The following is a 24,952-nucleotide window of genomic DNA, read 5'->3' as shown; positions in this document are numbered from 1 at the left end:
GGCAGCACGCGCCCCCACCCCACCCCACCCCCACCCCGCCCCCCCCACCACCCACCGCACGCAACCCCACCCAACCGCCGGAGGCTGTCAGTGGCCTCGGCTACGGTTCGTGCATGGCTGCCCGTACCAAATCCACCAAGGACCGACCGTCCTACCGCTGCACGGAGTGCGGCTGGCAGACGGCCAAGTGGCTCGGCCGCTGCCCCGAATGCCAGGCATGGGGCACGGTCGAAGAGTACGGCGCCCCCGCGGTCCGTACGACAACCCCCGGCCGAGTCACCACCTCCGCCGTCCCCATCGGCCAGGTCGACGGCCGCCAGGCCACCGCCCGCACCACCGGCGTCCCCGAACTCGACCGCGTCCTCGGCGGCGGCGTGGTCCCCGGCGCGGTGGTCCTCCTCGCCGGCGAACCCGGCGTGGGCAAGTCCACCCTCCTCCTCGACGTGGCCGCGAAGTCGGCCGGCGCCGAGCATCCCACCCTGTATGTCACCGGCGAGGAGTCCGCCAGCCAGGTCCGCCTACGAGCCGACCGCATCAACGCCCTCCACGACCACCTCTACCTCGCCGCGGAAACCGACCTCGCCGCCGTCCTGGGCCACTTGGACGCCGTGAAACCGTCCCTCCTGATCCTCGACTCGGTCCAAACCGTCGCCTCCCCGGAGATCGACGGCGCCCCCGGCGGCATGGCCCAGGTCCGCGAAGTCGCCGGCGCCCTCATCCGCGCCTCCAAGGAACGCGGCATGGCGACGCTCCTCGTGGGCCACGTCACAAAGGACGGCGCGATCGCCGGCCCCCGCCTCCTGGAGCACCTGGTCGACGTCGTCCTGCACTTCGAGGGCGACCGCCATGCCCGCCTCCGCCTGGTCCGCGGCGTCAAGAACCGCTACGGCGCCACGGACGAGGTCGGCTGCTTCGAACTGCACGACGAGGGCATCACGGGGCTCGCCGACCCGAGCGGCCTGTTCCTCACCCGCCGCGACGAACCGGTCCCCGGCACCTGTCTGACGGTGACCCTGGAGGGCCGCCGCCCCCTCGTCGCCGAAGTGCAGTCGCTCACAGTCGACTCGCAGCTCCCCTCCCCCCGCCGCACGACGTCCGGCCTCGAGACGTCCCGCGTCTCGATGATGCTCGCGGTCCTGGAGCAGCGGGGCCGCATCAGCGCCCTCGGCAAGCGGGACATCTACTCGGCGACGGTGGGCGGCGTAAAACTCTCCGAGCCCGCCGCGGACCTCGCGATCGCCCTCGCCCTGGCCTCGGCGGCGAGCGACACCCCCCTCCCCAAGAACCTGGTCGCGATCGGCGAAGTGGGCCTCGCGGGCGAGGTCAGACGCGTGACGGGCGTCCAGCGCCGCCTGGCCGAAGCACACCGCCTCGGCTTCACGCACGCCCTCGTTCCGTCCGACCCCGGCAAGGTTCCTGCCGGTATGAAGGTCCTGGAAGTGGCCGATATAGGAGACGCGCTGCGGGTGCTGCCCCGATCGCGTCGGCGAGAGGCCCCACGGGAGGAGGAGGACCGCCGGTAGACTTTGCCCAGGTCTCGCCCGTCCGTACGAACCACGTGTGCGAAACGGGAGCGCCCCAGAACCTGCGACCGGAGGAGTGCAGTGGCAGCCAACGACCGGGCAGCAGCTCCCGGAAAGTCCGGTGGGAGCTCCGGTGCCGATGGCCTGATGCGCGCCTCACTGAGCGCCGTGGCCCCAGGCACGGCCCTGCGCGACGGGCTTGAGCGGATTCTCCGCGGCAACACCGGCGGACTCATCGTGCTCGGCTCCGACAAGACCGTCGAAGCCATGTGTACGGGCGGTTTCGTCCTGGATGTCGAGTTCACGGCGACGCGTCTGCGTGAGCTGTGCAAGCTGGACGGCGGCATCGTCCTGTCCTCGGACCTGTCGAAGATCCTCCGAGCGGGCGTCCAACTGGTCCCCGATCCGACCATCCCGACAGAGGAGACAGGCACCCGCCACCGCACAGCGGACCGCGTGAGCAAACAGGTCGGCTTCCCGGTGGTCTCCGTCTCCCAGTCGATGCGCCTGATCGCGCTGTATGTGGACGGCCAGCGCCGAGTCCTCGAGGACTCGGCCGCGATCCTCTCCCGCGCCAACCAGGCCCTGGCGACCCTGGAGCGCTACAAGCTCCGCCTCGACGAGGTGGCCGGCACCCTCTCCGCACTGGAGATCGAGGACCTGGTCACGGTCCGCGATGTCTCCGCCGTGGCCCAGCGCCTGGAGATGGTCCGCCGCATCGCCACCGAAATCGCCGAGTACGTGGTCGAACTGGGCACGGACGGCCGCCTCCTGGCCCTCCAGCTCGACGAACTGATCGCCGGCGTGGAGCCGGAGCGCGAACTGGTCGTGCGGGACTATGTCCCCGAGCCCACGGCCAAACGTTCCCGTACGGTCGACGAGGCCCTCTCGGAACTGGACGCCCTCAGCCACGCCGAACTCCTCGAACTCCCCACCGTCGCCCGGGCCCTGGGCTACACCGGCTCCCCCGAGGGCATGGACTCGGCGGTCTCCCCCCGCGGCTTCCGCCTCCTGGCGAAGGTCCCCCGCCTCCCGGGCGCCATCATCGACCGCCTGGTCGAACACTTCGGCGGCCTGCAGAAACTCCTCGCCGCGAGCGTCGACGACCTCCAGACCGTGGACGGAGTGGGCGAGGCCCGCGCCCGAAGCGTCCGCGAGGGCCTGTCGCGCCTGGCGGAGTCGTCGATCCTGGAGAGGTACGTCTAGCCTCCGGCGGCTGGGCGGCGTTCACCGCCTTGGGTCAGTCCTTCTCCAGCACAAAGGACGTACGAGCCTTGGCCAACCCGGGCGCCGCCGCCTCGACGAGGTACGTACCGTCCGCCGCCGAACCGGCCGACGGCGTCGCGCAGTTGGGGGCGCTGGCATCCCGGTTCCACTCGATGGCGTACGTGACCTGGCCGCCGGCCGGAACCTTGAACATGAGGCTGCCGGCGCTCTCATGACAGTGGTCGGAGGACCAGAACGCGTCGTCGGCGCCGGTCGGCGTGATCGTCACGACCGTGTTGTCCGGCCCCAGATCGAGCTTGCAGTCACTGCCGGAGGAGTTGCGGGCGATCAACTCGATGGTCGGGTTCACCCCGGGTGCGTACTCGTTGCGCACACTCCGCACCGTCAACTTCACAGCTCCCGCCGTGCATTGGGGCAGGCTCGAACTCGCCGGGACCTGCTCACCGGAACTGCCGCCGCTGCCACTGCCGTTGGCGCCGTCGTCCGACGTACCACCCCCGGCGGCGCCGTCGCTCCCCCCGGACCCGGAGCCGGAAGACCCCGACCCGGAGTCGGAACCAGACCCCGAACCGTCACCGCCGGAGCTCGACTCGTCGCGCCCGCCCGGCGCTTCACTGATCGCGGGACCCGAACCGGACGGCCCGGGGGTGATGGAGGTCGCGGGCCCCTTGCCGTTGGGCTCACCCGCCTTGTTCTCGTCGCCACCGCCGCCGGTGACCACCCATGCGATCAGTAGTGCGAGCACGCCGACGATGGTCAGCAGAATGGCCCTCCGACGCCAGTAGATGGTGGAGGGAAGCGGCCCGACCGGATTGCGCAGAGATCCCACGGCGCAAACTGTACGAGAGATCCGGCAGTTCGCTTGCCCCACCCGCCGCCCCGAACCTCAACTTTTCCGGATCATCATCCCGGTCGCCCCGCACCCTCAACCACCCCGAGCCGCCCATGATCGCGGTACGTGACAGTAACGGCCGGGTGAGAGCCGGGTGCACACCGTCCGTAACCACGACAACGGCGCTCGGAAATCATGAACTCCTTCCCCCCATACATCCGTTCGCAAAATCCATTCACCCACCCCGCACACACCGCCTCTCCACAAGGCCAGTTCGCGATCGCATCCCTTGCACCCTTGGCCACGACCCCGGATATCGTCACCACCAGTCGGAACACGCCGGAGGAAGACCCATGAACACAGCCGCGTCACCGGCCTCCAGGCCGCTGCGGAAGTTGGGCTTTGTGACCATCGGGCTGTTCGACGAGGCGGATCCCCGTCGGGGCCACGAGTCGACCCTGGAGATCATCGAACTGGGCGAACGGCTCGGCTTTGACAGCGCGTGGCTTCGCCACCGTCATCTGCAGTACGGCATCTCCTCCCCCGTCGCGGTCCTCGCGGCGGCCTCCCAGCGCACCAGCCGTATCGAACTCGGCACGGCCGTCATCCCCTTGGGCTGGGAGAACCCCCTGCGGCTGGCCGAGGACCTGGCCACGGTCGACCTCCTCTCCGGCGGCCGGCTCAACCCGGGCGTCAGCGTCGGACCGCCGATGCACTACGACACTGTCAAGTCCGCGCTCTACCCCGACACCGCCGACGCCGAGGACTTCAGCTTCGAACGCGTCCGCCGCCTCCTCGGCTTCGTCCGGGGCGAGCCGGCCACCGACTTCAGCGGCACCGAGGGGTTCGAGATCTTCTCGGACCGAGTACAGCCGCGCTCCCCCGGCCTGAGCGGCCGTATGTGGTACGGCGGCGGCAGCCTCCGCTCGGCCCGCTGGGCCGGTGAGAACGGCATGAACCTCCTCACCAGCAGCGTCGTCAAGGTGGAGGACACCTCAAGCTCGCTCGACTTCGCCGAGATCCAGCTCTCCCACATCCGGGAGTTCCGCGCCCACCACCCCGACGGCGAGCGCGCCCGCGTCTCGCAAGGCCTCGTCGTCATCCCCACCGACTCCGCGACCGCCGAGCAGCGCGCCAAGTACGAGGCGTACGCGGCCGCGCGGCTGCCCCGGACCACCGCGCCACAGGGCCCCGCCCGACTCCTCTTCGCCCCCGATCTCGTCGGCACCTCCGCCGAGATCGCCGAGCGCCTCCACGCCCATGCGGCCTTCCGCGAAATCGACGAGGTCGCCTTCGCCCTCCCCTTCACCTTCGCCCACGAGGACTACGTCCAGATCCTTACGGACACCGCGACGAAGCTGGGCCCCGAACTGGGGTGGAGCCCGGCCTGCTGAGCCGCGCCCCTGAAAAGCAGGGGCTGCGCCCCGTGCTTTTCGGCCCGCAGGGCCGTGTCTTTCAGGGGCGCGGGGAACTGCGCGAGCAACCCACCACAACCCGCACCCGCCAACGCACCGCACCTCCACCCCCCCGTCGCGCCCCCGCCAACCCAGCGGAGCGACGTGGCAGGATCGGGAGAGCCATGACTGCACCCACAAAGCCCCAGAGCAGCACCGCCGCCCAGACCCCCGACTCCGCCCTCGCCCCCGCTCTCCACACCCCGGTGATCGCCTGGTTCGAGACGCACGCACGTGATCTTCCGTGGCGGCGTCCGGAGGCCGGCCCGTGGGGTGTGATGGTGAGCGAGTTCATGTTGCAGCAGACGCCGGTCAACCGCGTGCTGCCCGTCTACGAGCAGTGGTTGGCCCGCTGGCCCCGGCCGGCGGACCTCGCGAAGGAGCCCCCGGGCGAGGCGGTCCGGGCCTGGGGCCGCCTCGGTTACCCGCGCCGCGCGCTGCGGCTGCACGGCGCGGCGGTGGCCATAACGGAACGGCACGGCGGCGACGTACCCAAGGAACACGCGCAGCTTCTCGCGCTGCCGGGGATCGGGGAGTACACGGCGGCGGCCGTGGCGTCGTTCGCGTACGGCCAGCGGCACGCCGTGCTGGACACCAATGTCCGCCGGGTCCTCGCCCGTGCGGTCACCGGCACGCAGTACCCGCCGAACGCCACCACGGCCGCCGAACGGAAGCTGGCCCGCGCGCTGCTGCCCGAGGACGACGACACGGCGTCCCGCTGGGCCGCGGCGTCGATGGAGCTGGGCGCGCTGGTGTGCACGGCGAAGAACGAGAACTGTCACCGCTGCCCGATCGCCGCCCGGTGCGCGTGGCTGCTCGCCGGGAAGCCCGCGCACGACGGTCCGGCCCGGCGCGGTCAGACGTACGCCGGTACCGACCGCCAGGTCCGCGGCAAGCTGCTCGCCGTACTACGGGACGCCGTCGCGCCCGTACCGCAGTCGGTGCTCGACCGGGTGTGGGACGAGCCGGTGCAGCGGGCCCGTGCGCTCGACGGCCTGGTCGCGGACGGCCTCGTGGAGCCCCTTCCCGGCGGTCTCTACCGTCTCCCCCTCACCTGACAGCGCACACCGCACACATCACAGCGCACACATTGCCGAGGCATCGCCGATACACAAACCACGGGGAGTGCCACGGCGGTTCGACCGGCCAAAACACCCCAGAACCGCCCCAAGACCCTGACCGCTTTACCCCGTTGCTCCTTCTGTTACACAACCGACGGACAGCCGAGCGTTCTCCGCAGGCTGCCTCGGACACCTCCGTGACAACAGCTCCGTAGCTTCATTGGCGTACCGCAGGAACACGCGAACGAACCCGCGAAAGCGAACGGGCGGGACGCACCAGCGGCACGAAGCAGCGGAGAACCGGCAGCGCGATCGCGCAGACGTCGGCAACGGGGAACGGAGGCGGTTGAACATGGCGCACGGCGAGGTGCTCGAATTCGAGGAGTACGTCCGCACCCGGCAGGACGCGCTGCTGCGCAGCGCCCGCCGGCTCGTCCCGGACCCTGTGGATGCCCAGGATCTGCTGCAGACGGCACTGGTGCGGACGTACGGCCGCTGGGAGGGCATAGCGGACAAGCGGCTGGCGGACGCGTATCTGCGCCGGGTCATGATCAACACGCGAACGGAGTGGTGGCGGGCCCGGAAGCTGGAGGAGGTCCCCACCGAGCAGCTGCCGGACGCGTGCATCGACGACGCCACCGAGCAGCACGCGGACCGCGCCCTTCTCATGGACATCATGAATGTCCTCGCCCCCAAGCAGCGCAGCGTCGTGGTGCTGCGACACTGGGAGCAGATGTCCACGGAGGAGACGGCCGCCGCCCTCGGCATGTCGGCCGGAACAGTCAAGAGCACGCTGCACCGGGCGCTGGCCCGGCTGCGCGAGGAGTTGGAGTCGCGCGATCTGGACGCCCGCGCGCTCGAGCGTGAGGAGCGGGAGCGTTGCGCGGCCTGAGCACAGTGGCCGGCCCGGATCCAGGGGGCAGGCAGGCGACGAAGGCGGTGATCACGGCGGTGGCCGTGTTCGCCGCCCTCGGCCTTTTCGTCTCCGCCTGCGGCACGGGCGGGACCGGCGCCCGCGACGAGGGTCCGGCGGACGGCGACTCCCTGGCGGCGGGCGCTGTCTCGCCCGCCGTGTCCGCGTCGGTCTACGGCGATCACCCGACCGTCGAGGAGGTTGTCCGGATCGTCCGCGCGGATCCGAAGGTCAGCAAGATGGTGAAGAGCGACCTGGAGCCGTGCGTGCCGGACGACTACCCGGTCGACGTCATCTACGGCGAGGTGACCGGGCTGTCGACGGACACCTTCGTGGTCAATGTGCTGAGCTGCGCGGACGCCATCGGCGTGGCCTCATACGTGTATCGCCTGGAGAAAGGGAAGTACCGCAGCGTCTTCCTCTCCGAACAGCCCCCCGTCTACGCGGAGATCGACCGGGGCGACCTGATGGTCACCCGGCAGCTGTACGAGAACGACGAACACGGCGATCCGGGCGCGTATCCCTCCAGCGAGGAAGTGACCACCTACCGCTGGTCGAAGGACCGCTTCCTACAGAGGTCCAGGAAGCGCAGCGAGTACAGCACCTCGGTGGGCGGCCAGGAGTCGGCCACTCCTGAACCGGGCTGACGCCCATCACCCACCACCGCCCCATCGCCCATCGACCACTCCCGAGAAGCGATCTACCACTACCGAGAAGCGGACGAGAACACCGGATGGCAGAGCAGACCCACGTCCTGTTCGTCGAGGACGACGACGTCATCCGCGAGGCCACCCAGCTCGCGCTGGAGCGGGACGGCTTCGCGGTCACGGCCATGCCCGACGGGCTGTCGGGCCTGGAGTCGTTCCGCGCGAACCGGCCCGACATCGCGCTCCTCGACGTCATGGTCCCGGGCCTCGACGGGGTCTCGCTGTGCCGCCGTATCCGCGACGAGTCGACCGTCCCGGTGATCATGCTCTCGGCCCGCGCCGACTCCATCGACGTCGTACTCGGCCTGGAGGCGGGCGCCGACGACTACGTGACCAAGCCGTTCGACGGCGCCGTGCTGGTCGCCCGTATCCGCGCGGTGCTGCGCCGCTTCGGGCACGCGGGCGGCGGTGACACCAGGGCCGAGGAGGCCGCGTCCGCCGGCACCGGCGGGGTGCTCACCTTCGGCGACCTGGAGGTCGACACCGAGGGCATGGAGGTACGGAGGTCCGGGGAGCCGGTGGCGCTGACCCCGACCGAGATGCGGCTGCTCCTTGAGTTCTCGCAGGCCCCCGGCACGGTTCTGTCCCGCGACAAGCTTCTGGAACGCGTGTGGGACTACGGCTGGGGTGGTGACACCCGGGTCGTCGACGTCCACGTACAGCGGCTGCGCGCGAAGATAGGCCAGGACCGGATCGAGACGGTCCGCGGCTTCGGCTACAAGCTGAAGGCCTGAGCAGGGCCGACATGAACATCAGGGGGATACGACGACGGCGGGGGCCGGAGGTCGCGGGCAGCGCCGCCGGCCTCGCCACGAGCCCGGGTTCCGGCACGAGCCCGGATTCCGGCACGAGCTCGGATTCCGGCCCGGTTTCCGGCATCCGCACCGGCCTGCGCTGGCAGCTGAGCGCCGCGATCGCGGCGGTCGGCGCGCTGGTGGCGGTCGCGCTGAGCCTGGTCGTGCACAACGCGGCACGGGTGTCGATGCTCGACAACTCACGCGACCTGGCCAACGAGCGCATCCAGGTCGCCCAGCGCATGTACGAGTCGGGCCGCCCGCTGAAGTCCGGCGCGTTCGGGGTGCGGATCAACGACCCCGGCATCCCCGGGGACTTGCTTGCCAAGGTCACGGAGGGCCGCCGGGCCACGTATGTGTCCGAGAGCGCGAACGGGGTGCCCGACATCTGGGCGGCGGTCCCGCTGAAGGACGGCCGTGTCCTGTCCTTGCACACCAACTTCACGGACCACAGCTCCGCGGTGATGGCGGACCTCGACCAGGCCCTGATCATCGGCTCGATCGCGGTCGTCTTCGGCGGCTCCGCCCTCGGTGTGCTCATCGGCGGCCAGATGTCCCGCCGGCTGCGCAAGGCTGCGTACGCCGCGCACCAGGTGGCCAAGGGCGAGACGGACGTACGGGTCCAGGACGCGATCGGCGGTGTCGTACGCGACGAGACCGCCGAGCTGGCGCGGGCCGTGGACGCCATGGCCGACACGCTGCGGCAGCGCATCGAGGCGGAGCGCCGGGTGACCGCGGACATCGCCCACGAACTGCGCACCCCGGTGACGGGCCTGCTCACCGCGGCCGAACTCCTGCCCCCGGGTCGCCCCTCCGAGCTGGTCCGCGACCGGGCGCAGGCGATGCGCACGCTCGTCGAGGACGTCCTGGAGGTGGCCCGGCTCGACGGGGCGTCCGAGCGGGCGGAGTTGCAGGACATCGTGCTGGGCGAGTTCGTGGCCCGGCGGGTGGCGGCGAAGGACGCCGGGGTGCGCGTTCAGATCGTGCACGAGTCGGAGGTCACGACGGACCCCCGCCGCCTGGAGCGCGTCCTGCTGAACCTCCTGGCCAACGCGGCGAAGCACGGCAAGCCGCCGATCGAGGTGTCCGTCGAGGGCCGCGTCATCCGCGTCCGCGATCATGGCCCCGGCTTCCCCGAGGACCTGCTGGCCGACGGCCCTCGCCGCTTCCGCACCGGCGCCTCCGACCGCGCCGGCCAGGGCCACGGCCTGGGCCTCACCATCGCCGCCGGCCAGGCCCGCGTACTGGGCGCCCGCCTCACCTTCCGCAACGTCCGCGCGGTCGGCGCCCCGCGCGACGAACCGGCCGAGGGCGCCGTAGCCGTCCTCTGGCTCCCGGAACACGCCCCGACGAACACGGGAAGCTATCCGATGCCGACATTCGGGGAGCCGGGCGCGTAACTCTCTTAGCCGTGCGCCCAGGAGCTCGATCCGGAAGGTATTCGGGCGCCTGCGGGTCGTTCATGGTTGCTCGCGCAGTTCCCCGCGCCTCTGAAGGGGCGCGGGGAACTGCGCGACAAGCCCCCACCACCCACCCGCACCCGCCAACGACCCAACCGGACCGAGCTCTCAGGCGAAGGCGGGGTCGAAGGGGCGGCTGGCGGCAGCCCCTGGGGGATGGGACGCGGACGGGAAGGGCAAGGGCGGCGGGAGCGAATCCCTCACAGCCCCCTAGACCGCAACCGTCTCCTTGGCCGGAGCCTCCGAAGTCATCCCCCCGGCCCCCTTCAACGGCACCTCTCTCACGAACACCGCCGCGACCAACGCCACCACAGCCACGCCGGCCCCCAGCAAGAACGCCGAGTGCGTCCCCGCCACCACCGCGAACTGATACGCCTCCCGCGCCGCCACCGGCAACTTCGCCAAACTCGCCGCATCCAGCTGAGCAGACCGCTCGGTCACCGCAGACCCCAACGCCCCGGCCCGCTCGGCCATCACCTCCTGCACCCGGCTGTTGAAGAGCGCCCCCATGATCGCGACCCCGAACGACGACCCGAGCGTCCGGGACAGCGTGGCGGTCGAGGACGCGACCCCCATGTCCTTCATCTCGACACTGTTCTGCGCGACGAGCATGGTGATCTGCATCAGACACCCCATCCCGGCACCCAGCACGGCCATGAACACCCCGGACGTCACCCGACTCGTCCCGGTGTCCATCTGCGCCAGCAGAAAGAGCCCCACGATCATCAGGACACTCCCGGCGACGGGGAACACCTTGTAGCGCCCGCTGCCGGTGGTCACCCGCCCGGCGACCATCGACACCGCGAGCATCGCGCCCAGCATCGGCAGCAACAACAGCCCGGAGTTGGTGGCGGAGGCGCCCTGCACGGACTGCTGGTACAGCGGCAGGAAGAGCACGGCCCCGAACATCACGAATCCGGTGATGAACCCGATCACGGACATCAGCGTGAAGTTCCGGCTGCGGAAGATGTGCAGCGGCATCACCGGCTCCGCCACCCTGGTCTCCACGAACAGGAACCCGACCAACGAGGCCACCCCGATCGCGGCCAGCTCCATGATGACGGCCGACCCCCACGCGTACTCGGTCCCGCCCCACGTGGTGACCAGCACCAGCGCCGTGATGCCGACGGTCAGCAGCACGGCACCCAGATAGTCGATGTCCCGCGCCGGCTTCCCCGCCCGCGACGGCTTCGGCAGATGCAGTACGACACTGATGGCGCCGAGCGCCAGGACACCGAGCGGCAGGTTGATGTAGAAGGACCAGCGCCATCCCCAGTGGTCGGTGATGGAGCCGCCGACCAGCGGCCCGGCGATCATGGCGAGGGCCATGACACCGGCCATCAGCCCCTGGTACTTGCCCCGCTCCCGCGGCGGTATGAGGTCCCCGATGATCGCCATGACGCCGACCATGAGCCCACCGGCGCCGAGGCCCTGGACGGCCCGGAAGCCGATCAGCTGGCCCATGTCCTGGGCCATCCCGCTCAGCGCCGACCCGATCAGGAAGATCACGATCGAGGTCATGAAGATGCCCTTGCGGCCGTAGAGGTCGCCGAGCTTGCCCCAGATGGGAGTGGAGGCGGCGGTCGCGAGCGTGTACGCGGTGACGACCCATGAGAGGTGTTCCAGGCCCCCGAGGTCGCCCACGATCGTCGGCATCGCGGTGCCGATGATCATGTTGTCGAGCATCGCGAGCAGCATCGCGATCATGAGCGCGAGCAGCACGACCCGCACACTACGCGGCCGTTTGCCCGCCTCGGCTTCACTCTCCACCGCTTGTTTCTCCGCCATCTCCCCCACCACTTTTGACCGCACTTACTTGCCGACCGGCTAGTTCATTACACTGAGGGCAGCATGACCCGGTAACTAGCCGGGCGTCAAGTAAGTTTTACGGGGTGAGGAGAGCACGAGGATGGACGCCACCGAGGCCACGGACGCCACGAAGCGACAGCGCCGGGGGAACACCCGCCAGCGCATCCAGGACGTCGCCCTCGAACTCTTCGCCGAGCAGGGATACGAGAAGACCTCGCTACGGGAGATCGCCGAGCGCCTGGGGGTGACGAAGGCTGCGCTCTACTACCACTTCAAGACGAAGGAGGACATCCTCGTCGGCCTCTTCCAGGATCTGCAGCGCCCGATCGACGAGCTGATCGAGTGGGCGAACACCCAGCCCCGCACCCTCGACACCAAGCGGGAGATCCTGCTCCGCTACAGCGAGGCGCTGACCGACGCGGCCCCCCTCTTCCGCTTCATGCAGGAGAACCAGGCGACGGTTCGGGAGCTGAGCGTCGGCGAGACGTTCAAGGACCGCATGATCCGCATGATCGACACGATCAAGGAACCGGACGCCGCCCTGCCGGACCAGGTCCGCTGCATCAGCGCCCTGTTCACCATGCACGCCGGGATGTTCCTCCTCCGGGACGTCGAAGGCGACCCCGAGGACAAGCGCAAGGCAGTCCTGGAGGTCGCGATCGACCTGGTCACACAGGCGCACGGCGGCTCCCGGCAACCCTGACCTTCCTCAGACGGTGACGCCCTTGGTCCGCAGGAAGGCCACCGGGTCGACGGAGGAGCCGTAGCTCGCGGTCGTACGGATCTCGAAGTGCAGGTGCGGCCCGCTGGAGTTCCCGGTGTTGCCGGAGAAGGCTATACGCTGCCCGGTCTTGACGATCTGGCCCACCTTCACGTCGACCTTCGAGAGATGGGCGTACTGCGAGAAGGTGCCGTTGCCGTGCTTGATGACGACGGCGTTGCCGTACGCCGGGCCGTCACCGGCACCGTTGCCACCGGCCTTCACGACCGTACCGCCGTGGGCGGCGACGACCGCCGTGCCGCTCTTCACGGCGAAGTCCTGGCCACTGTGCTTGGCGGCCCACATGCTCCCGGACTGCGCGTACCGGGCGCTCAGCTTGTAGCCCTTGACCGGGCTGACCCAGGACGCGGCCTTCTTGGCCGCGGCGGCCTGGACGGTGCCGGTGCTCGCGGCCTGCGCACCACCGGCGGCGGCCGCGACCCCGGCCCCCAGCACACCCGAGACCCCCAGTCCAACGGCCACGACGGCCGCCCGAACGCGGAGCTGGGACATACGGGAACGAGGAGTGCGAGCACGCTGCGACATGGGGTACCTCACGGGGGACGGAGTCAGGGACTGTGCCTCGACGGACACGAACCCACCCGGCGCACCTCTGCGGCCGCCGACTGGGACACCCCTTGGTACCCCTCACCCCCTCACCACCCAAAACCCGCAATCTACGACTGAACGTCGTACGAGAGCCAAAAACACCTCACTTCTTGACACTCACCCCCAAACACATCCGACCAGCACGCCCCCACCCCCTCCCCTCACTTCACCACCCAAAAGCCCCTTCTGCCCCACCACCTCTTTTCACTATTCCGCCTAGTAACGGACAAATCGCCTGTGCGGCATGTCACCGCCCTCGGGCAATCACCGCCCCGGGATGTGACGCGGGCTACGCGACGAGGACCACACGACCTACGCTGAGGAGGAAACCGCCGCCATGACTTCGGGGGAGTGTTGTGGAAGCGTCGGCAGTAGGCATTCGTCTGGCCTCCAGCGTGATGACGCCGCTCATCAAGAAGCTGTTCGTCGGCGACGGGCCGGGGGCGGGGCTGGTCGACAGGCCGGTGCGGATCTCGGGGTTGGTGTCCTTCAGGGGCGAGAAGCGGACGCTCACCATGGAGGACCTCCTCAAGCTCGCCGCTGAACTGGTCGAGCGTGCTCTCAAGACCGGCGAGCGGCCGGTCTCCGCCGATGAGGAACACGCGGTCATCATCGCGCTCGCCCACACCCTGTACGGCCTGGGTGACCTGACCATGACCGACGTGCAGGCCGTGGAGCTCGGCCACGAGGTGCTCGCGGTGCAGCTCCGCAGGGCGAGCCCGTCCATGACGAGAGACCTCTCGTTGAACGCGACCCTGTTCTATGAGGGCGTGCTCGACACCGCCTGCCTCCACATCCTCCACTTCTTCACCCAGCGCTCCGCCTTCGTACCCCGCACCCTCGTCGAACAGTCCCGCCGCCAGGCCGAACTCATCGCCAAGATCGACGAGCTGATCGCCCGAACTCCCACCCCCCACCACACCGACCCCGCCTTCGAACACCGCTATCTCGCCCACCTCGCCACCAAGCACAGCCACCTCACGATCTACGGCATCGACCTGGTCAACTCCCCCGAGCGCTGGCCCCTGGACGCCGCCTACCTCAGCCTCCAAGCCCTGCGCCCGGCCGAGGACGACGAGGCGACCGGCCCCGACGGCACGCACATCGCCTCGGGCACCACCGCGCTCCCCGCCGAGCAGGCCCTCGCCGAGCACGACCGCGTGCTGCTGCGCGGAGTCGCCGGCTCCGGCAAGACGACCCTGGTGCAGTGGCTCGCGGTGACGGCGGCCCGGGGCGAACGCGGGGACCGCGTCCCCTTCGTCCTCCCGCTCCGTACGCTGATCCGCCATCCCGGCGGCCTCCCGGCCCCGGACGCGTTCCTGGCCGCCGTACGCGTGCCCTTCCACGCCACGCAGCCCGCCGGCTGGGCGGACCGCGTCCTCACCGCCCGCCGGGGCCTTCTCCTCGTCGACGGCATCGACGAGATCCCCGAGCGCGAGCGCGAACGCACCCGCCGCTGGCTGCGCGACCTGCTGGAGGTGTATCCCGGCAACCAGTGGCTGGTCACCTCCCGCCCCTCCGCCGTACGCGAGGACTGGCTCACCCCCGACGGCTTCGCCGAACTCGCCCTCGCCCCCATGGGCCGTGACGACGTGGCCGCGTTCATCACCCGCTGGCACACGGCAGCCCGCGTCGACGCCCGCGACACGGAACAGGACCGGCTCACCGGCTACGAGCGCTCACTCCTCGACGCCGTCCGCACCAAGCCCGACCTCGGCCGCCTCGCCACCAACCCCCTGATGTGCGGTCTGATCTGCGCCCTCCACCGCGACCGGCGCGGCTATCTCCCGCACGGCAGACAGGAGTTGTACGACGCCGCCCTGTCGATGCTGCTGTCGCGCCGTGACGAGGAACGAGACATGTTCACGCCGGAGGACCGGTCCCACGGCATCCACCTCACCGAACTCCCCCAGATCCAGCTCCTGCAACGCCTCGCGTACTGGCTCATCCGCAACAACCAGGCCGAGATGGACCGCGACCGCGCGATCCGCATCATCGCCGACGTCCTGCCGTCCCTGCCCTCCGCCGCCGCACAGGGCGACGCCGCACAGATCCTCCGCCACCTCCTCATCCGCAGCGGCCTCCTCCGCGAACCCACCGTCGGCACGGTGGAGTTCGTCCACCGCACCTTCCAGGACTACCTCGGTGCGAAGGCCGCCGTGGAGGACGGCGACTTCGGCCTCCTCGTCCGCAACGCCGTCGACGAGCAGTGGGCCGACGTCATCCGCATGGCCGTCGCGCATGCCCGGCCGCGCGAAAGGGCCGACCTGTTACGGGACCTGACCGACTCGGCGGCACACCAGCCGGACCGGACCAGGAACTCCCGCGTACGGCTCCTCGCCCTGGCCTGTCTGGAACACGCGACGCAGCTCGACCCGGCCGTACGAGCCACCGTGGAGGGCAACGCGGCTTCGCTGATCCCTCCGCGTACGACGGAGGAGGCTCGCCAGCTGGCCACCTGCGGGCCGCTTGTGCTGGAGCTCCTCCCCGGGCCCGACGGGCTCACGGAACGCGAGGCCAGGGCCGTCTCCGTCACCGCCTCCCTCATCGGCACGGACGCAGCCATCCCCTTCCTCGCTCGCTTCCGGTCCCATCCGGCGCTGTCCGTGCGGGCACAACTCGCCTGGGCCTGGCACCGGTTCGACACCCGGCGGTACGCCGAGGAGATCGTCGCCCATCTCCCGGAAGAGGGCCTCTACTTCGCCGTTCACTCCGTCGAGCATCTGACCGCCCTGCGCCGACTCGGCAGCCCGACCAGGCTCCAGGTCGTGGGCGACATCGACTCCGCCGACATCCGTGCCGGTATCCGTCCCGGCCAGCTGGAGAAAATCGTCGTACGTGACAACCGCGTGCTCGGGAACCTGGATTTCCTCGCGGAGCAGGGCAGGCTCAACCATCTGGACCTCAGCGGCGGCACGCCTTATGTGGACGACCTGACACCGCTCACCGAACTTCCGCTCACCTGGCTGTCATTGGGCTACCTCCCCGGTCTGGAAAAACCGGGTGCCTACCATGCGCTCTCGGCTTCGACCACGCTGGAGTCACTCGACACCGCTATCCCGCTCTGCGCCGAATCCATCGACGAGGCCCTTCCGCGGAACCTGCCACTGGAGTATCTGCGGTTCACCAGGGACGCGCTTCGGTTCACCGGGCTGCGCGGCCTGCGCCATATGCACTCAGTGAAGAAGCTGAGCCTCGCCAAGCTCCCCGAAAAGCTCACTCCGGAGGACTTCGAAGAGATCATCCGGCTTCCGGCCCTGGAGGAATTGCGCCTCCACTGGAACGCGACCGGTTGGGATGCCGCCCCGGTTCTGCCGCACATCACCAGCCTCGCGCTCAACGGGTTCACAGGGACGGAAGACCTCTCGAAAATCCCCGAGCTCTTTCCGGGCCTGCGTACGGTCAGCATTCACCTCGCCCGGGACGTGTCCGACGTACCCGAACACTTCCTCGGACTCTTCCCGGGCCCTCCCGTCATACAGAGGACCGACACCGTCCTGTGAGCGGAGCCCGCGAATACAAAAGGGGCTGCCCCAGGACCGAAGTCCCAGGGCAGCCCCTTCCGCTCAAGCGCAGCGCAGCGGCTACGCCTCCTTGCTCAGGTTGGGCCCGGCGCCGCCGGCCGCCTGCTCGATCGGCGGGACGTCCGGCAGGGCCGACTTCTCCTCACCCCGGAAGGTGAAGGTCGCGCTCTCGCCCTCGCCCTCGGTGTCCACGACCACGATGTGACCGGGGCGCAGCTCGCCGAAGAGGATCTTCTCCGACAGGCTGTCCTCGATCTCGCGCTGGATGGTGCGACGCAGCGGACGCGCACCCAGCACCGGGTCGTAACCCTTCTTGGACAGCAGCTCCTTGGCGGACTGGGAGAGCTCGATGCCCATGTCCCGGTCCTTCAGGCGCTCGTCCACCTTGCCGATCATCAGGTCGACGATCCGCAGGATGTCCTCCTGCGTCAGCTGCGGGAAGACGACCACGTCGTCGACGCGGTTGAGGAACTCGGGCCGGAAGTGCTGCTTCAGCTCGTCCGAGACCTTGTTCTTCATACGCTCGTAGTTGGTCTTCTTGTCACCCGAGGCGGCGAAGCCGAGGTTGAAGCCCTTGGAGATGTCCCGGGTGCCGAGGTTGGTCGTCATGATGATGACCGTGTTCTTGAAGTCCACGACCCGGCCCTGGGAGTCGGTCAGGCGACCGTCCTCCAGGATCTGCAGCAGCGAGTTGAAGATGTCCGGGTGGGCCTTCTCGACCTCGTCGAAGAGGACGACGGAGAACGGCTTGCGGCGGACCTTCTCGGTCAGCTGGCCGCCCTCTTCGTAACCCACGTATCCGGGCGGGGAACCGAAGAGCCGCGACACCGTGTGCTTCTCGCTGAACTCCGACATGTCGAGGGAGATCAGCGCGTCCTCGTCGCCGAAGAGGAACTCGGCGAGCGCCTTGGACAGCTCGGTCTTACCGACACCGGACGGACCGGCGAAGATGAACGAACCACCGGGGCGCTTGGGGTCCTTCAGACCGGCGCGCGTACGGCGGATCGCCTTCGACAGCGCCTTGACGGCGTCGTTCTGGCCGATGACCCGCTTGTGGAGCTCGTCCTCCATGCGCAGCAGACGGGAGGACTCCTCCTCGGTGAGCTTGAAGACCGGGATACCGGTGGCCGTGGCGAGGACCTCGGCGATCAGCTCGCCGTCGACCTCGGCGACGACGTCCATGTCGCCGGCCTTCCATTCCTTCTCCCGCTTGGCCTTGGCGGCCAGGAGCTGCTTCTCCTTGTCGCGGAGGGAGGCGGCCTTCTCGAAGTCCTGCGAGTCGATCGCGGACTCCTTGTCCCGGCGGACGCCGGCGATCTTCTCGTCGAACTCGCGGAGGTCCGGCGGCGCGGTCATCCGGCGGATACGCATCCGGGAACCGGCCTCGTCGATCAGGTCGATCGCCTTGTCCGGCAGGAAGCGGTCCGAGATGTACCGGTCGGCGAGCGTCGCCGCCTGCACCAGGGCCTCGTCCGTGATGGAGACGCGGTGGTGCGCCTCGTAACGGTCACGGAGACCCTTGAGGATCTCGATGGTGTGCGGGAGCGAGGGCTCGGCGACCTGGATGGGCTGGAAGCGGCGCTCCAGGGCCGCGTCCTTCTCCAAGTGCTTGCGGTACTCGTCCAGCGTGGTGGCGCCGATGGTCTGGAGCTCACCGCGGGCCAGCATCGGCTTCAGGATGGAGGCCGCGTCGATGGCGCCCTCGGCGGCACCCGCACCGACCAGCGTGTGCAGCTCGTCGATGAACAGGATGATGTCGCCGCGGGTGCGGATCTCCTTCAGCACCTTCTTCAGGCGCTCCTCGAAGTCACCGCGGTAGCGGGAGCCGGCGACCAGGGCGCCGAGGTCCAGGGTGTAGAGGTGCTTGTCCTTGAGGGTCTCGGGCACCTCGCCCTTGACGATGGCCTGAGCGAGGCCCTCGACAACGGCGGTCTTGCCGACGCCGGGCTCACCGATCAGGACCGGGTTGTTCTTCGTACGGCGGGACAGCACCTGCATGACCCGCTCGATCTCCTTCTCGCGCCCGATGACCGGGTCGAGCTTGGACTCACGAGCGGCCTGGGTGAGGTTCCGGCCGAACTGGTCGAGGACCAGGGACGTCGAGGGCGTGCCCTCGGCGGGGCCGCCCGCGGTGGCGGTCTCCTTGCCCTGGTAACCGGAGAGCAGCTGGATGACCTGCTGCCGCACCCGGTTGAGATCTGCGCCCAGCTTGACCAGGACCTGGGCGGCGACGCCCTCGCCCTCACGGATCAGGCCGAGCAGGATGTGTTCCGTGCCGATGTAGTTGTGGCCCAGCTGAAGGGCCTCGCGGAGCGACAGCTCCAGGACCTTCTTGGCACGGGGGGTGAAGGGGATGTGGCCGGACGGGGCCTGCTGCCCCTGCCCGATGATCTCCTCCACCTGCTGGCGGACCGCCTCGAGCGAAATCCCGAGGCTCTCCAGGGCCTTAGCGGCGACACCCTCACCCTCGTGGATCAGGCCCAGGAGGATGTGCTCGGTGCCGATGTAGTTGTGGTTGAGCATCCGGGCTTCTTCCTGAGCCAGGACGACAACCCGCCGCGCGCGGTCGGTGAACCTCTCGAACATCGTTAATCGCTCCTCAGAGCGGTCAGGCAGTAAGGGGACGCTCCCCTCGCTGTCCTTCCGCAGCTTAGTCCCGCAAGCGGGGACCGCTCATTCCAACTGCCGACACCGTCCTTGGCCTCCTGACCCCGAACGCCGACATCTGCTCCAACCCGATGGTGCGAGACGATGTTCCCGCAGGCCAGGCAGTTACCCCCACCATCAGTACGCCGATGGCGAACGTGAGGCCCCTTTGCCTGGGTGTTTCCCTGCGTGTCGCCCCCTCCCACTAGGGATGTCTTACCCGTAGGCACTGACACTCCATGCCAGATGCACCGGTTCCCTCCGCTAAGGGCGAACATCCTTGCGTCGATACCCACCGTGGAACGCCCCCTTTCCCGGCACTCTGCGCATCCGCATCGAAACCCAGCGTAACTCCGGGGTCCTTTGCACGGTTGCTCCTGACATGACCATCGTCCCTCTTCCCCGCCGACCGCTCGACCCGAGCGACGCCTCGGCCGATTTCCCAGGCGATGTCTCGTGCTTCACAGTGCGGCAGTGGTATGAGAACGATCTCGGATGGGCGACCGTGCCCGGCGCGCCCGTACATCTCATTACGGGCCTGCGCTTCGATGTGCTCGACGTCCCGGCCCAGGCGGGGATCGCGGCGCTCAGGCATCTGGGTCCGATCCCGGGGCCGGGCTCGCCGGTGGCGCTGCACGGCGGGCGCATGCGGCTGCTGGTCGCGGCGGGCAGCGCGGAGGAGCTGCCGGGGCTGCTGGAGTGGCTGGACTGGGGTGGCCTCGACCTGGACCTCACAGCCGTGGGAACGGGCGGTCACATCGAGGCGCCGCCGCCTCCGGGCGGGGCGGACGGGCGCGGTACCGGTTCACGGGGGGCTGCCGAATGGCTGCGGCCCCCCGAGCCGGGGCGCGAGGTGGAACCCTCGCTGCCGACGATGTCGGCGCTGGGGGGCGGTGGGGGCGCCCCCGACCTCGTACGAGTGGTGGACACGGTGGCCACGCACTGCCACCGCGTCCGGCTACGGTGCGCGAGCACCGGGCCGCCTGCCTTCTCGTAGTTCTCGTAGGCCGCTCAGGCGTTGGCCTTCTCGTAGGCCTCGCGGATGCTCGCGGGAACACGGCCGCGGTCGTTGACCTCGTAGCCGTTCTCCTTCGCCCAGGCGCGGATGGCCGCGGTGTCCTGGCTACCGCCGGTAGCGGCACGGACCTTTCCGCGTCCGCCCGAAGCACGGCCTCCGGTACGCCGACCGCCCTTGACGTAGGGGTCGAGAAGGCCACGAAGCTTGTCCGCGTTGGCGGTCGTGAGGTCGATCTCGTACGTCTTGCCGTCCAGCGCGAACGTCACGGTCTCGTCCGCCTCGCCGCCGTCGAGGTCGTCGACAAGAAGGACCTGAACCTTCTGTGCCACCGGTTTTCCTTTCATCGATAACTTCAGGGCCGGGGGCCGGCGGCGTCCGCCGCTGTTTCACGTCCCCTGTTATATGCAGTACTGCAGTACGTCGGAAAGCAAACCGCTTTTCCAGAGAAAACACAAACCCCTGGGAGAGACCGGGGAGAGACCGAGGAGAGGGCGCGGAGAGGGCGACGGGCCTGGGAAGACCGGAAACATACGCGTTTCGGACATAGGGAACCCGGGCGAGGCAACCCTCACCGGAATAGGTCGCGCTCGACGATCACAGATGCAGAAGCATCCGGCTGTTGCCCAAGGTGTTCGGTTTCACTCGTTCGAGACCGAGGAACTCCGCGACGCCCTCGTCATAGGAACGCAGCAGCTCCGCGTACACATCGGTGTCGACCGGTGTCTCGCCGATCTCCACGAAGCCGTGCTTCGCGAAGAACTCGACTTCGAAGGTCAGACAGAAAACCCGGCGAACACCCAGCCACCGGGCGGTGTGCAGCAACTTCTCCAGCAACTGGTGACCGACACCGAGCCCCTTGGCCTCCGGGTTCACGGCGAGAGTGCGGACTTCCGCGAGGTCTTCCCACATCACGTGCAGTGCGCCGCAGCCCACAACCTGTGCGTTGTCGTCCCGTTCCGCGACCCAGAACTCCTGGATGTCCTCGTAAAGCGTCACCGTCGCTTTGTCGAGCAGGATGCGGCGCTGGACGTACGCGTCAAGGAGGGCGCGTACGTGCGGGACATCGCTGGTCCGAGCCCGTCGGACGGTGATGGCTTTTGCGGTGACTTCGGGACTCTCTGCTGACATGAGCGGGACGCTATCGCCCGGGGCGATCCGTGGATTGGCCGGGGGTACCGCCTGATTCACCGGACGATTCGGGGGATTCGACGGCGGTTTCAACAGCGGTTTCGACGTCCGTGGCGGCGGGCTCGACGGGTGCGGGGCCTTGCACGATGCGTACGGCGTCCATGAGGGACTGCCGCTGTTCCTCGCTCATCATCCCGAAGAAGGCGACGAGAGCGGCCGCGGGGTTGTCGCTCTGCGACCATGCCTCGTTCATCAGTGCGGCGGCGTAGGCGGCGCGAGTGGAGACCGCCTCATATCGATAGGCCCGGCCTTCCGCCTCTCTGCGCACCCAGCCCTTCTGATGGAGATTGTCCAGAACGGTCATCACCGTGGTGTATGCGATGGACCGTTCCCGCTGAAGATCTTCCAGGACTTCTCGAACGGTCACCGGGCGGTTCCACTTCCACACCCGCGTCATGACCGCGTCTTCGAGTTCTCCCAATGGGCGAGGCACAGTTCCGCACAATATCCGGAGAAGATGAACAAAAAGGGCGTACGACTCGAAAAGCACACGAGTCGTACGCCGATGGGGCGGGTCGCGTCAGGCGCCGGTGCCCTTGGGACGGGTGCCGGAGGCCTGGCGGGCGTTCTCCGCGCGCGCGAGCGCCGCGTCGACGACCGCGTCCTCCTTGGCCTTGTTCGGGCCGCCCTGGCTCTTCACGATCACCCTGATGACGCTGATGAAGAGCACGGCCATCACGAAGGGGGGCAGCAGCGCGGAGACGTAGTCCATGCGTCCAGGGTAGCCAGGGCTAGACGGCGGCCAGTTGCTGGGGCGGCTTCGCGGGCGGGGCCTGCGGTTTCCGCTTGGGCGGGAAGACCTCGCCGGGGGTGGGGATGGGGCGGCTCGGAGGCGGGGCGTCGGGGCGGCGTACCGGGCCCGGCTTGTCGGCGGGTTCGGCGGGACGGGCGGGCCTGGCCGGCTTGGGCTTGGCGGGCCCCTCGCCGGCTGCACGCGCGTGTGCGGCCCTGCCCGACTCCGGCAGGCCGCCGGGGAGAGCGGTCAGGCGGCCGCGGGAGCGGGCGCCGGAGCCGGGGCGGGAGGCCGGGACGACGACCGCCGCCTTGGCCGCGCACCCCGCGAAGCGGGCGCGGACGTCTCGTTCCAGGAGGGGGCGGCAGCGGTCCAGCAGGGCGGCCGCGGTGGGATTGGCGCGCAGGGCGCGCAGCGCGGCGAGGTCGTCCGGGTGGGGGCGGTACCCCGCGTCCAGGGCCTCCTCCAGGAGCGCCGCGTAGCCCGTGGCCGTGCCGGGGAGCGCGGCGCGGTAGCGGGCGAGGTCGGCCAGGAGGAAGGCCCTCAGACGGGCGTCCTCGCGGGTCGCCTCGTCGACGGACTCGGCGAGCCGGAGACAGTCCTGCACGTCCTCCGCCGAGGCGGGACTGGGGTTCAGGGCGAGGGCGAGGGCACGACGGAGCACACGCAGCTCCTCAGCGCCGAACGCCATGCCGCCGCGGGTTCCGTGGGGCGTGGGCATGCGGCGACAATACGCGCTAATCAGACAAAATCGGCGCGATGGGGGTGTGTGGCGCCGGGGACCACCCGCCTGGGGGGATTTCACTCGCCCCCGCCGTGGTTGCTCGCGCCCGCGCGGCGGAGCCACATATCGATACAGCCCCGCGCCCCCTGAAAGGGCGCGGGGAACTGTCCTCAGAGACGCGAGACGTTGCGCTCGTACACCAGGCGGAGCCCGATCAGCGTCAGCCAGGGCTCGTGCTCGTCTATCACCGAGGACTCGCCCAGCACCATCGGCGCCAGGCCGCCCGTCGCGATGACCGTCACGTCCTCGGGGTCGTCGGCGAGTTCGCGGACCATGCGGCTCACCACGCCGTCGACCTGGCCGGCGAAGCCATAGACGATGCCGGACTGCATCGCCTCGACCGTGTTCTTGCCGATGACGCTGCGGGGGCGCGCGACCTCGATCTTGCGGAGCTGGGCGCCCTTGACGCCGAGCGCCTCGACGGAGATCTCGATGCCGGGCGCGATGACCCCGCCCACGTACTCCCCGCGCGCGCTCACCGCGTCGAACGTCGTCGCCGTACCGAAGTCGACGACGACGGCCGGACCGCCGTACAACTCGACCGCGGCGACCGCGTTGATGATGCGGTCGGCGCCGACCTCCTTGGGGTTGTCGGTGAGGATCGGCACGCCCGTCTTGACACCGGGCTCGACGAGGACGGCGGGAACGTCGCCGTAGTAGCGGCGGGTCACCTCGCGGAGCTCGTGCAGGACGGACGGGACGGTGGCGCAGATCGCGATGCCGTCGATGCCGTCGCCCAACTCCTCTCCGAGCAGCGGGTGCATGCCCATGAGGCCCTGCAACAGGACCGCCAGTTCGTCGGCGGTACGGCGCGCGTCCGTGGAGATGCGCCAGTGTTCGACGATGTCCTCGCCGTCGAACAGTCCGAGGACGGTGTGGGTGTTGCCCACGTCGATCGTCAGCAGCATGTCCCGTCCCCGTCCCTACTCGGCCGCGCGCAGGTCGAGGCCGATGTCGAGGATGGGGGACGAGTGGGTGAGGGCTCCCACCGCCAGGTAGTCGACGCCCGTGTCCGCGTACGCCTTGGCGTTGGCGAGGGTCAGCCGGCCCGAGGCCTCCAGTGCCGCCCGGCCGGCGACGATGGCCACGGCCTCCTCGCACTCGGTCGGCGTGAAGTTGTCCAGGAGGATCAGGTCGGCGCCCGCGTCCACGACCTCACGGAGCTGGTGAAGGGTGTCGACCTCGACCTCGATGGGCACCTCGGGGAACATCTCGCGCACGGCCTTGAAGGCCTGGGCGACACCGCCCGCGGCGACGACGTGGTTGTCCTTGACGAGGGCCGCGTCGGACAGCGACATCCGGTGGTTCTTGCCGCCGCCGCAGCGGACCGCGAACTTCTCCAGGGACCGCAGGCCCGGCGTGGTCTTCCTGGTGTCGCGGACCTTCGCCTTCGTGCCCTCCAGGGCGTCCGCCCACGCACGCGTGGCGGTCGCGATGCCGGAGAGGCGGCACAGCAGGTTCAGGGCGCTGCGTTCGGCGGTGAGGAGGTCGCGGGTGGCGCCGGTGACGCTGAGGAGCACCTGCCCGGCCTCCACCCGGTCGCCGTCGTCGACGTGCCGCTCGACCTCGAACTCGTCGGAGCAGGCCACGGAGAGGACCGCCTCGGCGATCCTCAGGCCCGCCACGATGCCGCCCTCACGGGCGGTGAAGTCGGCGGTGGCGCGGGCGTCCTCGGGGATCGTGGCGACCGTGGTGACGTCCACACCGTGGTCGAGGTCCTCCTGGATGGCGACGTTGGCGATGTCCTCGACCTCCACGGGGTCGAGCCCGGCGTCGGCCAGGAGCTGGGCGAGCGCGGGGTCGAGCCCGCACTCCAGGTACTCGTCCTCGGCAAGGCCTTCGCCGGCGCCGCAGCCGCAGCCGTCGCCGCAGCCGCCGCTCTGGACGAGGGGAAGATCGGGGGTGCTCAC

At 69.5% G+C, this 24,952-nt stretch carries 22 protein-coding genes; 11 read left to right on the top strand and 11 right to left on the bottom strand.

All coding sequences use genetic code 11. The features are described 5' to 3' along the window. Nucleotides 1–113 precede the first annotated feature (113 nt). Nucleotides 114–1,523: a DNA repair protein RadA gene (gene radA, locus CES90_RS20995; protein WP_189785601.1), complete on the top strand. Its 1,410-nt coding sequence runs from the start codon at nt 114–116 to the stop codon at nt 1,521–1,523. A gap of 81 nt (nt 1,524–1,604) precedes the next feature. Further along, entirely contained in the window at nt 1,605–2,729 is a 1,125-nt protein-coding gene (disA, locus tag CES90_RS20990) for a DNA integrity scanning diadenylate cyclase DisA (protein WP_189785600.1), read from the top strand. 34 nt (nt 2,730–2,763) lie between these two features. On the opposite strand, the gene CES90_RS20985 is transcribed toward disA, so the two are convergent. Next, nucleotides 2,764–3,579, bottom strand: a complete 816-nt coding sequence (locus CES90_RS20985; RefSeq protein ID WP_189785599.1) for a hypothetical protein — start codon at nt 3,577–3,579, stop codon at nt 2,764–2,766. 356 nt (nt 3,580–3,935) lie between these two features. Here CES90_RS20985 and CES90_RS20980 point away from each other — a divergent pair, with 356 nt between their 5' ends. The 6 genes from CES90_RS20980 (at nt 3,936) to cseC (ending at nt 9,911) form a co-directional block, all read left to right on the top strand. Next, the gene (locus CES90_RS20980; protein WP_189785598.1) at nt 3,936–4,976 is read left to right on the top strand and encodes an LLM class flavin-dependent oxidoreductase; all 1,041 of its coding nucleotides are present in this window, start codon (nt 3,936–3,938) and stop codon (nt 4,974–4,976) included. A gap of 185 nt (nt 4,977–5,161) precedes the next feature. Next, on the top strand, nt 5,162–6,094 hold the full coding sequence (locus CES90_RS20975) for an A/G-specific adenine glycosylase (RefSeq protein ID WP_189785597.1): 933 nt from the start codon (nt 5,162–5,164) through the stop codon (nt 6,092–6,094). A 355-nt stretch (nt 6,095–6,449) separates the two neighbouring features. Then, nucleotides 6,450–6,989 (top strand): SigE family RNA polymerase sigma factor, encoded by a 540-nt coding sequence (locus CES90_RS20970; protein ID WP_189785596.1) that lies wholly within the window; start codon nt 6,450–6,452, stop codon nt 6,987–6,989. After that, entirely contained in the window at nt 6,977–7,657 is a 681-nt protein-coding gene (locus tag CES90_RS20965; protein WP_189785595.1) for a hypothetical protein, read from the top strand. The genes CES90_RS20970 and CES90_RS20965 overlap by 13 nt, the downstream gene beginning before the upstream one ends. 86 nt (nt 7,658–7,743) lie before the next feature. Next, the gene (gene cseB / locus CES90_RS20960) at nt 7,744–8,451 is read left to right on the top strand and encodes a two-component system response regulator CseB (protein ID WP_189785594.1); all 708 of its coding nucleotides are present in this window, start codon (nt 7,744–7,746) and stop codon (nt 8,449–8,451) included. Between the two features lie 11 nt (nt 8,452–8,462). Next, nucleotides 8,463–9,911 (top strand): two-component system sensor histidine kinase CseC, encoded by a 1,449-nt coding sequence (gene cseC / locus CES90_RS20955; RefSeq protein ID WP_189785593.1) that lies wholly within the window; start codon nt 8,463–8,465, stop codon nt 9,909–9,911. Between the two features lie 270 nt (nt 9,912–10,181). Here the strand turns inward: cseC and CES90_RS20950 are convergent, their stop codons facing one another. After that, the gene (locus tag CES90_RS20950; protein WP_189785592.1) at nt 10,182–11,759 is read right to left on the bottom strand and encodes an MDR family MFS transporter; all 1,578 of its coding nucleotides are present in this window, start codon (nt 11,757–11,759) and stop codon (nt 10,182–10,184) included. A gap of 121 nt (nt 11,760–11,880) precedes the next feature. Here CES90_RS20950 and CES90_RS20945 point away from each other — a divergent pair, with 121 nt between their 5' ends. Then, the gene (locus tag CES90_RS20945) at nt 11,881–12,483 is read left to right on the top strand and encodes a TetR/AcrR family transcriptional regulator (RefSeq protein WP_189785591.1); all 603 of its coding nucleotides are present in this window, start codon (nt 11,881–11,883) and stop codon (nt 12,481–12,483) included. Between the two features lie 6 nt (nt 12,484–12,489). Here the strand turns inward: CES90_RS20945 and CES90_RS20940 are convergent, their stop codons facing one another. Next, complete coding sequence (locus tag CES90_RS20940) at nt 12,490–13,086, bottom strand: M23 family metallopeptidase (protein ID WP_189785590.1); 597 nt, start codon at nt 13,084–13,086, stop codon at nt 12,490–12,492. Nucleotides 13,087–13,505: 419 nt separating this feature from the next. Here CES90_RS20940 and CES90_RS20935 point away from each other — a divergent pair, with 419 nt between their 5' ends. Beyond that, nucleotides 13,506–16,652, top strand: coding sequence for an NACHT domain-containing protein (locus tag CES90_RS20935; RefSeq protein WP_189785589.1), 3,147 nt, complete (start codon nt 13,506–13,508; stop codon nt 16,650–16,652). Between the two features lie 81 nt (nt 16,653–16,733). Here CES90_RS20935 and CES90_RS20930 read toward each other — a convergent pair whose 3' ends face one another. After that, nucleotides 16,734–19,259: an ATP-dependent Clp protease ATP-binding subunit gene (locus tag CES90_RS20930; RefSeq protein WP_189785588.1), complete on the bottom strand. Its 2,526-nt coding sequence runs from the start codon at nt 19,257–19,259 to the stop codon at nt 16,734–16,736. 442 nt (nt 19,260–19,701) lie between these two features. Between CES90_RS20930 and CES90_RS20925 the strand changes: the two genes are divergently transcribed. After that, a complete protein-coding gene (locus CES90_RS20925; protein WP_189785587.1) occupies nt 19,702–20,316 on the top strand; it encodes an SCO3374 family protein in 615 nt (204 codons plus the stop codon). A gap of 14 nt (nt 20,317–20,330) precedes the next feature. On the opposite strand, the gene CES90_RS20920 is transcribed toward CES90_RS20925, so the two are convergent. The 7 genes from CES90_RS20920 to nadC form a co-directional block, all read right to left on the bottom strand. Beyond that, complete coding sequence (locus CES90_RS20920) at nt 20,331–20,666, bottom strand: histone-like nucleoid-structuring protein Lsr2 (RefSeq protein WP_189785586.1); 336 nt, start codon at nt 20,664–20,666, stop codon at nt 20,331–20,333. Between the two features lie 265 nt (nt 20,667–20,931). Further along, nucleotides 20,932–21,465, bottom strand: coding sequence for an amino-acid N-acetyltransferase (locus CES90_RS20915; RefSeq protein WP_189785585.1), 534 nt, complete (start codon nt 21,463–21,465; stop codon nt 20,932–20,934). Between the two features lie 10 nt (nt 21,466–21,475). Beyond that, nucleotides 21,476–21,946, bottom strand: coding sequence for a BlaI/MecI/CopY family transcriptional regulator (locus CES90_RS20910; protein ID WP_373313504.1), 471 nt, complete (start codon nt 21,944–21,946; stop codon nt 21,476–21,478). Nucleotides 21,947–22,045: 99 nt separating this feature from the next. Further along, nucleotides 22,046–22,237 (bottom strand): hypothetical protein, encoded by a 192-nt coding sequence (locus tag CES90_RS20905; protein WP_189785584.1) that lies wholly within the window; start codon nt 22,235–22,237, stop codon nt 22,046–22,048. A 19-nt stretch (nt 22,238–22,256) separates the two neighbouring features. Continuing rightward, nucleotides 22,257–22,949 carry a hypothetical protein gene (locus tag CES90_RS20900; protein WP_189785627.1) on the bottom strand — a complete coding sequence of 231 codons (693 nt, stop codon included), beginning with the start codon at nt 22,947–22,949 and terminating at the stop codon, nt 22,257–22,259. 203 nt (nt 22,950–23,152) lie between these two features. Then, nucleotides 23,153–23,950 carry a type III pantothenate kinase gene (locus CES90_RS20895; protein WP_037702429.1) on the bottom strand — a complete coding sequence of 266 codons (798 nt, stop codon included), beginning with the start codon at nt 23,948–23,950 and terminating at the stop codon, nt 23,153–23,155. A gap of 15 nt (nt 23,951–23,965) precedes the next feature. After that, a complete protein-coding gene (nadC, locus tag CES90_RS20890; RefSeq protein WP_189785583.1) occupies nt 23,966–24,952 on the bottom strand; it encodes a carboxylating nicotinate-nucleotide diphosphorylase in 987 nt (328 codons plus the stop codon).

It is taken from the genome of Streptomyces capitiformicae (genome assembly GCF_002214185.1).
GTDB classification, from domain to species: domain Bacteria; phylum Actinomycetota; class Actinomycetes; order Streptomycetales; family Streptomycetaceae; genus Streptomyces; species Streptomyces capitiformicae.
This window is presented reverse-complemented; position numbering and strand designations above follow the sequence as displayed.

Bases quoted from the DNA above. Each gene is read 5' to 3' on its own strand.
- CES90_RS20970 (WP_189785596.1), top strand. From the start codon at position 6,450: ATGGCGCACGGCGAGGTGCTCGAATTCGAGGAGTACGTCCGCACCCGG.
- CES90_RS20925 (WP_189785587.1), top strand. From the start codon at position 19,702: ATGACCATCGTCCCTCTTCCCCGCCGACCGCTCGACCCGAGCGACGCC.
- CES90_RS20900 (WP_189785627.1), bottom strand. From the start codon at position 22,949: ATGGCGTTCGGCGCTGAGGAGCTGCGTGTGCTCCGTCGTGCCCTCGCC.
- CES90_RS20895 (WP_037702429.1), bottom strand. From the start codon at position 23,950: ATGCTGCTGACGATCGACGTGGGCAACACCCACACCGTCCTCGGACTG.
- CES90_RS20975 (WP_189785597.1), top strand. From the start codon at position 5,162: ATGACTGCACCCACAAAGCCCCAGAGCAGCACCGCCGCCCAGACCCCC.
- CES90_RS20940 (WP_189785590.1), bottom strand. From the start codon at position 13,086: ATGTCGCAGCGTGCTCGCACTCCTCGTTCCCGTATGTCCCAGCTCCGC.
- CES90_RS20915 (WP_189785585.1), bottom strand. From the start codon at position 21,465: ATGTCAGCAGAGAGTCCCGAAGTCACCGCAAAAGCCATCACCGTCCGA.
- CES90_RS20945 (WP_189785591.1), top strand. From the start codon at position 11,881: ATGGACGCCACCGAGGCCACGGACGCCACGAAGCGACAGCGCCGGGGG.
- cseB (WP_189785594.1), top strand. From the start codon at position 7,744: ATGGCAGAGCAGACCCACGTCCTGTTCGTCGAGGACGACGACGTCATC.
- CES90_RS20950 (WP_189785592.1), bottom strand. From the start codon at position 11,759: ATGGCGGAGAAACAAGCGGTGGAGAGTGAAGCCGAGGCGGGCAAACGG.
- radA (WP_189785601.1), top strand. From the start codon at position 114: ATGGCTGCCCGTACCAAATCCACCAAGGACCGACCGTCCTACCGCTGC.
- CES90_RS20905 (WP_189785584.1), bottom strand. From the start codon at position 22,237: ATGGACTACGTCTCCGCGCTGCTGCCCCCCTTCGTGATGGCCGTGCTC.
- cseC (WP_189785593.1), top strand. From the start codon at position 8,463: ATGAACATCAGGGGGATACGACGACGGCGGGGGCCGGAGGTCGCGGGC.
- CES90_RS20980 (WP_189785598.1), top strand. From the start codon at position 3,936: ATGAACACAGCCGCGTCACCGGCCTCCAGGCCGCTGCGGAAGTTGGGC.
- CES90_RS20930 (WP_189785588.1), bottom strand. From the start codon at position 19,259: ATGTTCGAGAGGTTCACCGACCGCGCGCGGCGGGTTGTCGTCCTGGCT.